The sequence below is a fragment of the Fusicatenibacter faecihominis genome (assembly GCF_020686945.1).
Taxonomy (GTDB): domain Bacteria; phylum Bacillota; class Clostridia; order Lachnospirales; family Lachnospiraceae; genus Limivivens; species Limivivens faecihominis.
Genome location: NZ_JAJEPR010000004.1, coordinates 116,709 through 129,121, shown reverse-complemented (window position 1 = coordinate 129,121; position 12,413 = coordinate 116,709). Strand labels below are relative to the sequence as shown.

11 protein-coding genes are annotated in these 12,413 nt (G+C 51.3%); 1 reads left to right on the top strand and 10 read right to left on the bottom strand.

Translation table 11 applies throughout. The features are described 5' to 3' along the window. Nucleotides 1-25: 25 nt before the first annotated feature. The 6 genes from LKD71_RS03615 to LKD71_RS03590 all read right to left on the bottom strand — a co-directional run bounded on the left by LKD71_RS03615 (nucleotide 26) and on the right by LKD71_RS03590 (nucleotide 6,111). Complete coding sequence (locus LKD71_RS03615) at nucleotides 26-754, bottom strand: YebC/PmpR family DNA-binding transcriptional regulator (protein ID WP_178044800.1); 729 nt, start codon at nucleotides 752-754, stop codon at nucleotides 26-28. Nucleotides 755-838: 84 nt separating this feature from the next. Next, nucleotides 839-1,186 (bottom strand): type II toxin-antitoxin system PemK/MazF family toxin, encoded by a 348-nt coding sequence (locus LKD71_RS03610; RefSeq protein WP_178044801.1) that lies wholly within the window; start codon nucleotides 1,184-1,186, stop codon nucleotides 839-841. 94 nt (nucleotides 1,187-1,280) lie between these two features. Continuing rightward, nucleotides 1,281-2,456, bottom strand: coding sequence for an alanine racemase (gene alr / locus LKD71_RS03605; RefSeq protein ID WP_227614372.1), 1,176 nt, complete (start codon nucleotides 2,454-2,456; stop codon nucleotides 1,281-1,283). 2 nt (nucleotides 2,457-2,458) lie between these two features. Beyond that, complete coding sequence (locus tag LKD71_RS03600) at nucleotides 2,459-3,940, bottom strand: NAD(P)H-hydrate dehydratase (protein WP_227614371.1); 1,482 nt, start codon at nucleotides 3,938-3,940, stop codon at nucleotides 2,459-2,461. 64 nt (nucleotides 3,941-4,004) lie between these two features. Then, nucleotides 4,005-4,670 (bottom strand): redox-sensing transcriptional repressor Rex, encoded by a 666-nt coding sequence (locus LKD71_RS03595; RefSeq protein ID WP_227614370.1) that lies wholly within the window; start codon nucleotides 4,668-4,670, stop codon nucleotides 4,005-4,007. A 121-nt stretch (nucleotides 4,671-4,791) separates the two neighbouring features. Further along, the gene (locus tag LKD71_RS03590) at nucleotides 4,792-6,111 is read right to left on the bottom strand and encodes an aspartate kinase (RefSeq protein WP_178044805.1); all 1,320 of its coding nucleotides are present in this window, start codon (nucleotides 6,109-6,111) and stop codon (nucleotides 4,792-4,794) included. Between the two features lie 208 nt (nucleotides 6,112-6,319). Between LKD71_RS03590 and abc-f the strand changes: the two genes are divergently transcribed. After that, nucleotides 6,320-8,242, top strand: a complete 1,923-nt coding sequence (gene abc-f / locus LKD71_RS03585; protein ID WP_227614369.1) for a ribosomal protection-like ABC-F family protein — start codon at nucleotides 6,320-6,322, stop codon at nucleotides 8,240-8,242. A gap of 72 nt (nucleotides 8,243-8,314) precedes the next feature. Here abc-f and LKD71_RS03580 read toward each other — a convergent pair whose 3' ends face one another. The 4 genes from LKD71_RS03580 to LKD71_RS03565 are packed head-to-tail and all read right to left on the bottom strand — an operon-like array spanning nucleotide 8,315 to nucleotide 12,224. Then, entirely contained in the window at nucleotides 8,315-9,280 is a 966-nt protein-coding gene (locus tag LKD71_RS03580; RefSeq protein ID WP_227614368.1) for an ABC transporter ATP-binding protein, read from the bottom strand. Next, a complete protein-coding gene (locus LKD71_RS03575) occupies nucleotides 9,270-10,301 on the bottom strand; it encodes an ABC transporter ATP-binding protein (protein ID WP_227614367.1) in 1,032 nt (343 codons plus the stop codon). The genes LKD71_RS03580 and LKD71_RS03575 overlap by 11 nt, the downstream gene beginning before the upstream one ends. Before the next feature lie 20 nt (nucleotides 10,302-10,321). Next, nucleotides 10,322-11,251, bottom strand: a complete 930-nt coding sequence (locus LKD71_RS03570; protein ID WP_227614366.1) for an ABC transporter permease — start codon at nucleotides 11,249-11,251, stop codon at nucleotides 10,322-10,324. A gap of 16 nt (nucleotides 11,252-11,267) precedes the next feature. Continuing rightward, nucleotides 11,268-12,224 (bottom strand): ABC transporter permease, encoded by a 957-nt coding sequence (locus tag LKD71_RS03565; RefSeq protein ID WP_227614365.1) that lies wholly within the window; start codon nucleotides 12,222-12,224, stop codon nucleotides 11,268-11,270. Nucleotides 12,225-12,413 lie beyond the last annotated feature (189 nt).

Here is a 12,413-nt window from a genome sequence, read left to right as displayed (position 1 = left end):
TCTTTCTCCCTTTGTATCCGGTTCTTTACTCATCCCAGTTGTGGAATACGTTCTGTACGTCGTCGTCCTCATCCAGAAGATCCAGTGTTCTCTGAAGGTTCTTAATAGCGGTTTCGTCGGTCAGGGTCACATAATTCTGGGGGATCATGCGGACCTCGGCCTCAGCCATCGGAACGCCCTCTTTTTCCAGGGTCTCGCGGACTGCGCTGAAATCATCCGGAGCGGTGAGGATCTCGTAGCTGTCCTCCTCCTCGGAGAAGTCCTCTGCGCCTGCGTCCAGAGCCAGCATCATGAGATCGTCAGCATCCATATCGCACTCTTCCTTGTCGATGATGATCTGTCCCTTCTCATCGAAGCTGTAGGATACGCAGCCCGGAGTACCGATGCTTCCGTTTCCTTTGGTGAATGCGCTTCTTACGTTTGCTGCGGTACGGTTTTTATTGTCAGTCAGTGCCTCAACGATGATAGCAATTCCGCTGGGTCCGTAACCTTCATAGGTAACGTGCTCGTAGTTGACTGCATTGGCATCGCCTGCTGCCTTCTTGATACCGCGGTCGATGGTATCGTTCGGCATGTTGTTGGCTTTTGCTTTTGCGATACAGTCGCGAAGCTTGCTGTTGTTCTCCGGATCCGGGCCGCCCTCTTTTACTGCGACTGCGATCTCACGGCCGATGATGGTGAAAATTTTTCCCTTTGCTGCATCGTTTTTCTCTTTTTTGTGCTTAATATTGGCAAATTTTGAATGTCCTGACATGAAATTTCTACTCCTTTTACTTTTTCTTCATATGTCTCTTTAATAATATATATCATCTTCCCGCCCATTCGTCAAGAATCCTGTTTATGTAGGCAGTTCCAGACTTACCATAAGGGCGTGGTCCACTCTTCTCAGCACGCTTTCGTCCAGATGGCAGACCCGATCCCGCAGGCGGGTTTTATCGATGGTCCTCAGCTGCTCCAGAAGAATCACTGAGTCCTTAACGATCTCACATTTTCTGGCGTCAATCTCCACATGAGTCGGCAGCTTCGCCTTGTTCATGCGGGAAGTGATGGCCGCACAGATCACCGTAGGGCTATGACGGTTCCCGATATCGTTCTGAATGATGAGCACCGGCCGGATGCCCCCCTGTTCGGAACCAACCACCGGTCTTAAATCCGCATAAAAAACATCGCCTCTTCGAATAACCACGCATTTCACACTCCGCTTCCTGATTTGATAATGACCAGTATTTCCATAATCCCTGCGGTTTATGCGCTTTTGTATCCTTTTGGCTTTTGGACTCCTATTTTCTCAGGTCATCCACGATCTCCACGGGTTTTCCGTCCCGGTAATAGACCCGGGGAACCCGTTTCCCGATATCACAGACAAATTCATAGGGGAATCTGCCTGCCTGCTCTGAAATGGTATCGACGGAAAGTACTTCCTCCCCATCTCTTCCCATGAGCGTGACTTCCTCCAGCTCTTTCGCTTCCGGAATCTCCGTCACATCCACCATAAACTGATCCATGCAGATGCGGCCCAGGATCGGAGCTTTTTTCCCGTGAATCAGAATGTAGCCCTTGTTGGAAAGACTCCGGGGATAACCGTCCCCGTACCCGGCTGAAATCGTAGCGATCTTCATGGGCTTCTCCGCCACGAAGGTGCCGCCATAGCTCACAGCGTCTCCCGACTGAATCTCCTTGATAAAAACGATCCGGCTTTTGAGCGTCATCATGGGCTCCAGCGGCAGATTTTCCGGCTTCACCTCTCTGGAAGGGTAAATGCCGTAGATCGTGATGCCTGCCCGGACCATGTCGATCTGGGCTTCCGGAAACTCCATAATGCTGGCGCTGTTGGCCGCATGGCGCAGCTTAAAGGTGATGCCTGCTCTTTCCAGCTTTGTCACAAAGCTCACGAAACGGAGCAGTTGGGCCCTCGCATAGGTCTTATCCGCCTCGTCGGCTCTGGCAAAATGGGTAAAGATTCCCTCCAGCTCCACGTTTTCCAACTGCTGAATCTTCTGGATTTCTTTGATGCTCTCCGCCGTATCCGGAAAACCGATCCGGTGCATGCCCGTATCCAGGCCAATATGAATATGTACGGTCTTCCCGGCTTCCTTCGCCGCTCTGGAAAAGATTTCAGCGGTCTCATAGCGGAAAACCACGGGACGGATCTCCTGAGCCACCATCTCGGGATAATCTCCCTCAAAGGTGTAGCCAAGGATCAGAATGGGCTTTTTGATCCCGTTTCTCCGAAGAGAAAAGGCTTCCTGGGACGTAGCCACCGCATAGCCCCAGACCCGGTCGAGCGTCTCTCCCAGTCTCGCGACGGGAAGAGCTCCGTGGCCGTAAGCGTCGGTCTTGATGACCAGAGTCATCTTTGTCTCCGGCCGGAGCTTTGCCAGCATGGCGTCGATATTTTTTCTGCATGCGTCCATATCGATGGCCGCATAGATACGCATTGCTTCTATTTGATTCATTGTTATCCTTCTTTCAGTACCCCGGGGAGTTCTTTCAAGAGATCTGTGGAAAGCATCCCCCGTACCCCTGTATTTTCCGCTGCCCGGTCCCCTGCCAGGCCGTGGAGATAAACGCCTGAAACTGCCGCCTCAAAGGGGGCCATTCCCTGAGCCAGAAGACCGGTGATGATACCTGTCAGCACATCTCCCGAGCCTCCGGTGGCCATCCCATTATTTCCCGTAGTGTTGAGAACGATGCGTTCCCCGTCTGTCACCACAGTTCTGGCATCCTTTAAGACCAGAATTACCTCGTGTTCCTTCGCGTAGGCCGCCGCCAGTTCCAGAGGCTTCTGCTTCAATTCCTCCATGGAATGACCGGAGAGCCGCACCATCTCACCCATATGGGGCGTCAGGATTTTCGGCGTATCGCCTTTTTTCAACCAGTCCGGATGCTTTGATAAAATATTCAGGGCATCCGCATCCAGCACCAGCGGGATTTTGGCCTGTGTTAGCACACAGGCGAGCTCTTTTTCCGCAGCTTCTCCGGTAGAAAGGCCGGGACCAATCCCTGCGGCATCCGCCCAAGAGAGCGCATTTACCAGCGTTTCTTCGGAGAGCATTTCCTCCGTGGTCAGAACCGCCTCCGGAAAAAGTGTCTGCAGAATCTCCCGGTTGCAGCCTTCCGTCACGACCCGGACCAGGCCAGTTCCCGTGATGGCTGCCGCTTTTCCGGAAAGATAGGCGGCTCCCGCCATATTCCGGCTGCCCGCCATGAGACAGGCTTTTCCGAAGGTTCCTTTGTTTCCGAAGGCTTTCCTTGTGGGAAGCAGAGAAAAAATCCCACGGTCCGGAGCCTGTACCCTGGGAAACTGCCCCTTGAAGCCTTCTTTTGTGATGCCGATATCCAGAAGAAACGTCCGCCCGGCATACTCTGTCCCCGGATAAAGCACATGGCCCAGCTTCCGGAAAGCCAGAGCTCCGGTCACAGCCGCCCGGACGGCTGTTCCCTGGACGCTACCGTCATCGGAGGAAATCCCCGAAGGGATATCCACAGCAAAAACCTTCGCCGGATGGCGGTTGATGCTCTCGATGACCTCCCGGTAGCTTCCTTTCACTTCCCGGGAGAGGCCGGAGCCGAAAACGGCATCCACAATAGTAGTATATTCACCGGCGGGAAGATTTCGCACAAATTTCATGCCATAATTTTCGCAGATTTTCTTCTGGAGGGCTGCCTCCTTTGAGAGGTGGTCCGGATTTCCGACAAACCAGAGCTCCGCCTCAATGCCTTTCAGATAAAGAATCCTTGCCATCGCAAAGCCGTCGCCGCCGTTGTTCCCGCTTCCGGAAACCACAAGCACCCGGGAAAGGTCAAAACCTTCCCGCTCCATAAGCTCCACAGAGGCTAAGGCCGCCCGCTCCATCAGGACCAAGGAGGGAACTCCATACTCCTCGATCACACAGTGATCCGCCCGGCGCATTTCCTCTGCCGATACCAGATATTCCATGAAAAACCCCCTTTTTAGACACGAAAAGGACGCGCTAAAACAGGGTCTTACCGCGTCGTTTTCTTTACTTTTCTTTTGTCCTGCTCTTTTTCTGGGTCTTGTCTTTATAATTGCTCATGTTGTAGGAAAGCTGCATGAGACTGTCAGAAAGATGAACACTCTCCACGATCACATCCTCCGGAAGCTTCAGATCCGTATGAGCAAAATTCCAGATCGCCTTCACGCCGTTGGCTGTCACCAGCTCCGCCATGGCTTTCGCCTGGTTTCTGGGCAGCGTCAGAGCTGCGATCTGCACATCATTTTCTTTCAGATACCGAGGAAGCTCACTCACCATACGGATCGGAATATCCCGCACCATGGTCCCGTCAAGTTCCGGGTCCACATCAAAAATTCCAATCACCTTAAATCCCCAGCGGGCAAATTTAGAATAATTTGCCAGCGCCTGTCCCAAGTTACCTGCACCGAGAATGATCATATTGTAGGTACGGTCCAATCCCAGAATCTTTCCAATTTCCGTATGCAGATGCTGTACGTTGTAGCCGTAGCCCTGCTGGCCGAAGCCGCCGAAATTGTTCAGATCCTGCCGGATCTGTGATGCTGTCACCTGCATCTTGTCACTCAGCTCGTTGGATGAAATCCTCTCGACTCCGCTTTCCAGAAGATCTCCCAGGTAACGATAGTATCGCGGCAGACGTTTGATCACTGCCCGCGAAATCGTTTTTCGTTCCACTTTATACCATCCTTCCTAGTTCCTCAAAGACCCAAAAGGTCTTTTTCCATATTATATCCAATCCCTTTAAGATTGTCAAATAAATATCAAATCTTTCGAATGGTACAAAGTACACTGATTTTTAAAGGCGCGTCATGACAAAGATGTTATAGATGGCCTGGATCGCCGGCTCAAAGTCTTCGTTTTTCACACCGATAATGATGTTGAGCTCACTGGAACCCTGATCGATCATCTTGACATTAACGTTCGCGTGGGACAGGGCAGAGAAAATACGTCCGGCCGTGCCGCGGTTGGAACGCATGCCTCTTCCCACCACAGCGATGAGGGCCAGATCCGACTCCAGCTCGATAGAATCCGGGCTGACTGCCCGATGAATACCGGCCAGAACTTTCTGTTCCTTCTCTTCAAACTCGCTCTGATGGACAAAGACCGTCATGGTGTCGATGCCGGAGGGCATATGCTCGAAGGAGATGCCGTTTTTCTCGAAAACTTCCAGCACTTTCCGGCCAAAGCCCACCTCGGAGTTCATCATATCCTTCTCGATGTTGAGGGCAGCAAACCCCTTCTTTCCAGCGATGCCGGTAATCGTGTATTTCGGCTTCCGGCAGGTGCTCTCCACGATGAGGGTACCCTTGTCTTCCGGCGCGTTGGTGTTGCGGATATTGATGGGGATGCCTTCCTTTCGTACAGGAAAGATGGCCTCCTCATGGAGTACAGTGGCTCCCATGTAGGACAGTTCCCGGAGTTCACGGTAGGTGATGGTCTCGATGACCTCGGGATTTACCACGATCCTGGGATCGGTAACAAGGAAACCGGAAACGTCGGTCCAGTTCTCATAGATATCTGCATGGATGGCAGCAGCAACCAGAGAACCGGTGATATCGGAACCGCCTCTGGAAAAGGTGATGACATGACCGTCCGGCAGAGCGCCGTAGAAACCCGGAATCACGGCATTTTTCATATCTTTGAGCCGTTCGCCCAGAACTTCTGTGGTCTTGTCCATATCAAAGCTTCCGTCTTCACAGAAAACGATCACTTCTGCAGCATCCACAAATTCATATCCCAGATAATTCGCCATGACGATACCGTTCAGATATTCGCCTCTGGATGCGGCATAATCTTTTCCTGCCTTGCCTGCAAAGTTCTCACGGATCAGGGAAAATTCCTTTTCCAGAGAAAGTTTCAGTTCCAGGCCGTCAATGATCTCCTGATAGCGCTGCTCGATCTGACGGAGCTCCCTGCCGAAATCCTTCCCTTCTGCTGCCAGGGCATAGCAGGCGTAAAGCATATCTGTCACCTTCGTGTCCTTGTCAAAGCGTTTGCCCGGCGCGGAAGGTACCACAAAACGTCTGCCTGCATCGGAACGAATGATCGCTCCTACTTTTTTGAACTGTTCGGCGCTGGCAAGAGAACTACCGCCGAATTTTACAACTTTTTTCATCTTCTCTCCTCCTGATCTTATGTATACTCTGTCGCTTCACCTTACTGCTGTCTATAAATCTTAGCGCAATTTTCCCCATCCGTCCAGTTATTTTTTCCATTTTCGTCTTTTTTCATGGAAAATAAGCTGGCCGAAGCGTTCAAGATGTGCTAAAATAATAAGGATTATGCGAAATTACGCAAATATATTTTAGAAAGAAGTGAATCCCATGATACTGGCATGTCAGAATATTCAAAAAGCTTTCGGAACCGATGTCATCCTGAAAAACGCTTCTTTTCATATCGAAGACCGTGAAAAGGCGGCCATTGTAGGCATCAACGGGGCGGGAAAATCCACCCTTCTGAAAATTATCATGCATCAGCTGGACCCGGACAGCGGTGAGGTGATCCTCGCAAAAGGAAAAACCATCGGCTATCTGGCCCAGCACGACGCAGTCTCCTCGGAAAACACAATCCACGACGAGCTTCTCTCCGTGAAGGCAGAGCTTCTCGCCATGGAAAAAAGAATCCGTGAACTGGAGCTGGAGATGAAATCTCTCTCTGGCGAAGCACTGGAAAACGTTCTGGAGACCTATAACCGACTCAATTCCCAGTTTGAGCGTGAGAACGGCTACGCGATCCAGAGTGAGATCACCGGCGTTTTAAAAGGCCTGGGCTTTACCGAGGAAGACTTTACGAAAAAGGTCTCCACGCTCTCGGGAGGCCAGAAGACCCGTGTGGCCTTAGGAAAACTTCTGCTCTCCCATCCAGATCTCATCCTTCTGGACGAGCCCACCAACCACCTCGATATGAACTCCATCGCCTGGCTGGAAACCTATCTGCTCAACTATTCCGGAGCCGTGCTCATCGTGGCCCATGACCGGTATTTCCTGAACCGCGTCGTCACGAAGATCGTCGAGATCGATCAGGGAAACGTCACCACCTTTATGGGCAACTACTCCGATTACTCCATGAAAAAGGCCCAGGTGCGCCAGGCCCAGATCAACGCCTACTTAAACCAGCAGCGCGAGATCAAGCATCAGCAGGAAGTCATCGCCAAGCTGAAATCCTTCAACCGTGAGAAATCCATCCGCCGGGCCGAGAGCCGGGAGAAAATGCTGGATAAGATCGAGGTTCTGGAAAAACCCACAGAAGTAAACACCGAGATCCATATTCATCTGACTCCCCGCGTCATCAGTGGAAATGATGTTCTCAAGGTAGAGGGGCTGGAAAAAGGCTTTGATGGCCATACGCTCTTCTCCGACCTGAATTTTGAGATCAAGCGCGGTGAACGCGTGGCTATCATCGGTAACAACGGAACCGGGAAAACTACGATCCTGAAGATCTTAAACGGCCTTCTCGCTCCGGATGGCGGAAGCTTCACCCTCGGAAGCAAGGTCCATATCGGCTATTACGATCAGGAGCACCACGTTCTTCATATGGAGAAAACCCTCTTTGAGGAGATCTCCGACACCTATCCGAATATGAGCAATACCGAGATCCGAAACGTCCTGGCAGCCTTTCTTTTCACCGGCGACGATGTCTATAAACGGATCCAGGATCTAAGCGGCGGTGAACGGGGCCGTGTTTCACTGGCTAAGCTGATGCTCTCCGAGGCCAATTTTATCATCCTTGATGAGCCTACCAACCATCTGGACATCACTTCCAAGGAGATACTGGAAAATGCCCTGAACCAGTACGAGGGAACCGTCCTCTACGTTTCCCATGACCGTTATTTCATCAACCAGACCGCAACCCGGATTCTGGAACTCACTGGAAACACGCTGGTAAACTATATCGGCAACTACGATTATTACCTGGAGAAAAAGGAAGAGCTGACCGCCATCTATGTACCCGGCGAAAACGCTTCCTCCGCCGTCTCCTCTGATAAAACCGAAACGGAATCCAAACTGGACTGGCAGCAGCAGAAAGAGCTCCAGGCCAAAGAACGGAAACGGAAAAATGCCCTGAAAAAGACAGAGGATCAGATCGCGGCCCTCGAAGAGCGGGACGCAGAGATCGACACTCTCCTAGCTTCTCCGGAGGTCGCCACCGACGTGGGCAAATGCATCAAATTAAGCAAAGAAAAAGCCCAGATCAGCGAAGAACTTGCGGCTCTCTACGAAACCTGGGAAGAACTGGCGGAAGATTAAAAACAGCCTGTGATGATAGAAAAATCCCCCGATAAGGTTTTCAAAACCTTGCCGGGGGATCTTTTTATGCTCTTATTTGTCGAAAAGATGGCAGGCAACAAAATGGCCTTTTTTGATCTCTTTCAGCTTCGGAGTCTCGCTCTTACATTTCTCGGAAGCGTATTTGCAGCGGCTTGCGAAACGACAGCCCGGTCCGCAGTTGATGGGGCTTCCCACCTCGCCTTCCAGAGGAAGCACTTTTTTGCTGCGCTCCAGCTCCGGATTGGGGATCGGGATGGCAGAAAGAAGAGCTTTCGTGTAAGGATGCTCCGGATCTCCGTAAAGCTCGTCACTGGAAGCCAGCTCCACGATATGTCCCATATACATAACGCCGACACGGTCGGAAATATGTTTTACCATGGAAAGGTCATGGGCGATGAAGAGGTAGGTCAGACCCAGCTCTTTCTGAAGCTTGATCAGCAGGTTGACGACCTGTGCCTGAATGGACACGTCCAGAGCGGAGATCGGCTCGTCACAGACGATAAATTCCGGATCCACAGCCAGAGCTCTCGCGATACCGATACGCTGTCTCTGTCCGCCGGAGAACTCGTGGGGGAAACGGCCTGCGTGCTCTTTGTTCAGTCCTACCAGGGACAGAAGCTCGCTGATCCGCTCCTGCTTGTCATTGGGATGGAGACCAAAGTTTTCCAGTCCCTCACCGATGATATCGCCGACGGTCATACGGGGGTCCAGGGATGCATAGGGGTCCTGGAAGATCATCTGGGCTCTCTTTTTGAACCACAGGCTGTCTTTTTTTCCAAGCTTTGTCACATCACGGCCGGCGTACTCGATGACACCCTCGGTAGCCGGGTAAAGGCCAAGGACGGTTCTTCCGCAGGTAGTCTTACCACAGCCGGACTCGCCTACCAGACCAAGGGTCTCTCCCTTGTAGATATCAAAGGAAACGTCATCCACAGCCTTTAAGGTGTCCTTTTTATGTACTTTGAAGTATTTTTTCAGGTGCTCTACATGAACCAGCACTTCTTTATCATTTGCCATCTTCAAACACCTCCTTGATGTCTTTGATTCCGTATACTTCTTTTGCCATGGGGTGATTCAGCCAGCAGGCTGCCTCATGGGAATCGGAAAATTTGGTGTATTCCGGTGACTGCTCCTTACAGATACCCATGCAGTACTGGCAGCGGCTTGCGAAGCCACAGCCCTTGGGCGGAGCAATCAGATCCGGCGGTGTTCCGGGAATGATACGAAGTTCTGATTTGTTCTCATTTTTCAGGTTCGGAACGGCCTTCAGGAGGGCATCCGTATAGGGATGTTTCGGCTCGTTGAAGATCTCGTAAACCGTACCTTTCTCCACGATACGGCCTGCGTACATAACGATGATGTCATCCGCCATACCGGCAACGACGCCCAGGTCATGAGTGATCATGACAACGGCCGTATTGTTTTCTTTCTGAATCTTTTTCAGCAGATCGATGATCTGTGCCTGAATGGTCACGTCTAGAGCCGTGGTGGGTTCGTCGGCGATCATCAGTTTCGGATTGCAGGCCAGGGCAATGGCGATAACCACACGCTGTCTCATACCGCCGGAAAACTCGTACGGATACTGGTTCATACGCTCTTCCGGATTCGGGATATTTACCATTTTCAGAAGCTCCAGGGCACGTTTCTTTGCCTCGTCCTTGGAAACCTTGCTGTGAAGAAGGATACTCTCCATGATCTGCTTGCCGACTTTCATGGTCGGGTTCAGGGAAGTCATGGGATCCTGGAAGATCATGGCCGCATCTTTTCCACGGTATGCTCTCCACTCCTTCTCGCTGTAGTTCATGATATTCTGGCCGTCGAAAATGATCTCGCTGGTCTTTTTCACATCTCCTGGCGGGGTGGCGATCAGACCTAACACAGCCTTGGAGGTTACGGTCTTTCCGGAACCGGACTCTCCTACGATGGCGAGACATTCACCAGCTTTTGCCTCAAAGGATACTCCCCGTACCGCCTTGACCTCACCGGCATAGGTATGGAAAGAGACCTCCAGATTTTTTACTTCCAACAGATTGCTCATTTTTCACACACCTTTCTTTTTTACTGACGGAGTTTCGGGTCAAATGCGTCGCGCAGACCATCGCCCAGAAGGTTGAAGGCCAGCATGGTTACGGAAATAGCCAGTGCCGGGAAAATCAGCTCATGAGGATAGTAAGCCATCTGCTGCTGTCCCAGGGAAGCCATAGCGCCCCAACTGGTGAGCGGCGGCTGGATACCCATTCCGATGAAGCTTAAGAAAGCCTCGGAGAAAATGAAGCTCGGAATGGAGAAGGTGGTCTGTACGATGATGATACTCATGGTATTGGGAATCAGATGTCTGGTGACAATCTTAAGAGTCGGAGTACCCAGCGCTTTTGCAGCCATGACATACTCGCTCTCTTTGAGCTCCAGCACCTGTCCTCGAACCAGACGGGCCAGGCCGGTCCAGCTCGTAATACAGAGAGCCAAAAGAAGGGAACTCATACCTTTTCCAAGGAAGACCGTTACGATGATAACCATAACCATGTAGGGAATACCGGAGAGGATCTCCAGGATACGCATCATGATATCATCCACAAGACCTCCCATATAACCGCTGATACCACCGTAGAGAACGCCGATCAGCAGGGATACGAGGGCTCCCACCACACCGATGGTCAGGGAAACACGGCCGCCGATCCAGATACGGGCGAAGATATCTCTTCCCAGGTCATCCAGACCGAAGATATGCTGCAGGGTGGGACCCTGGTTCGTAAACTCAATGTTCTGCTCATCATAGGGATGAGGATAAATATACGGTGCAAAGATGCACATAAACACGATGATAAGAAGAAGAATCAGGCTCGCCATGGCGACTTTATTTTTCTTGAGTCTTCGGAATGCATCCTGCCAGTAGGAAATGCTGGGGCGCACCAGATTCTCTGATGCCTGTTCGTCCACTCCTACCCGGGCGAACTGTTCTTTTGTAAGCTTTCCGCTCTGTTCTGTCATTCTGGTCTCACCCTCCTTACTTGTTGCCTTCAATAATGCTCTTTCTCACTCTCGGGTCTACGATGGCGTACAGGATATCCATCAGTACCATACAGAAAATGAAGATAAATGAGAAGAACAGTGTGGTTGCCATGATCATCGGATAGTCACGTCCGTTTACACTTTCTACATAGTAACGGCCCAGACCCGGAATAGAGAAGATACGCTCGATTACGAAGGAACCGGTTACGATGTTGGCTACCTGCGGAGCCACGATGGAGATGATCGGGGTGATGGCATTACGGAGCACATGACGTTTTACGATCTGGAAGTTGGAAAGACCTTTGGACTTTGCCAGAAGGATGTAATCATTGCTCAGTACATCCAGTACAGAGGAACGCATGAAACGGGAATAGGTTGCGATACCGCTGATGGACGCCGATACCGTCGGCAGGAACGTGTATTGAAAGATCTGCCCGACTCCCATACCCTTGGAGGACCAGCCGACGATGGGGAAATAAGAACCTGCGGCGTATTTCTGAAGCAGAGCCGCGAACACGAAGCTCGGGACAGACACGCCGATGATGGCGACGAAGATCGTCAGGAAATCGATCCAGCGCCCACGGTGCAGAGCCGCCAGGATACCAAGGATCAGTCCAAGGATCAGACCAACTGCCACGGCCTGCAGACCCAACTGCAGAGAAGCCGGGAAACGCTCGGAAATAATCTGGTTTGCGGTAAGGCCGGGAGTCTTATAGGACTCTCCCATCTGGCCGTGAAGAAGATTCTTCAGATAAATAATATACTGCTCTCCTACCGGTTTATCGAGGCCCCAACGTGCCTTCAGGTTGTTGGCTACGGCCTCCGGAAGAACTTTCATGCTGTCCTGGGTGGGGTCGCCCGGAATACAGTTCATCAGAAAGAAGGTGATGGTAAGAATTACCCACAGGGTTACGATCATGTAACCGATCTTCTTTAATATGTATTTAATCATTTAGTCGCACCTCCTAAGTGAAAGCCTAGTGTTCTGTATCGCGCATCTTTCGATTTGAAAATGAGCGATACAGAACACCAGGAATCTTTGACTTATAAATGCCGGAACGTATGGGAAGCTCTACCTCCCACAGGTTCCGGCACCTTTCAACAGATCACCTGGTGAGATCTGTTGCTCTAGTGATAATTA

What these genes read in the sequence shown, in the direction of transcription:
- LKD71_RS03600 (WP_227614371.1), bottom strand. Translation starts at nt 3,940, where the DNA reads ATGGAATATCTGGTATCGGCAGAGGAAATGCGCCGGGCGGATCACTGT.
- LKD71_RS03590 (WP_178044805.1), bottom strand. Translation starts at nt 6,111, where the DNA reads ATGAAAAAAGTTGTAAAATTCGGCGGTAGTTCTCTTGCCAGCGCCGAA.
- LKD71_RS03615 (WP_178044800.1), bottom strand. Translation starts at nt 754, where the DNA reads ATGTCAGGACATTCAAAATTTGCCAATATTAAGCACAAAAAAGAGAAA.
- LKD71_RS03580 (WP_227614368.1), bottom strand. Translation starts at nt 9,280, where the DNA reads ATGGCAAATGATAAAGAAGTGCTGGTTCATGTAGAGCACCTGAAAAAA.
- alr (WP_227614372.1), bottom strand. Translation starts at nt 2,456, where the DNA reads ATGAATCAAATAGAAGCAATGCGTATCTATGCGGCCATCGATATGGAC.
- LKD71_RS03575 (WP_227614367.1), bottom strand. Translation starts at nt 10,301, where the DNA reads ATGAGCAATCTGTTGGAAGTAAAAAATCTGGAGGTCTCTTTCCATACC.
- LKD71_RS03570 (WP_227614366.1), bottom strand. Translation starts at nt 11,251, where the DNA reads ATGACAGAACAGAGCGGAAAGCTTACAAAAGAACAGTTCGCCCGGGTA.
- abc-f (WP_227614369.1), top strand. Translation starts at nt 6,320, where the DNA reads ATGATACTGGCATGTCAGAATATTCAAAAAGCTTTCGGAACCGATGTC.
- LKD71_RS03565 (WP_227614365.1), bottom strand. Translation starts at nt 12,224, where the DNA reads ATGATTAAATACATATTAAAGAAGATCGGTTACATGATCGTAACCCTG.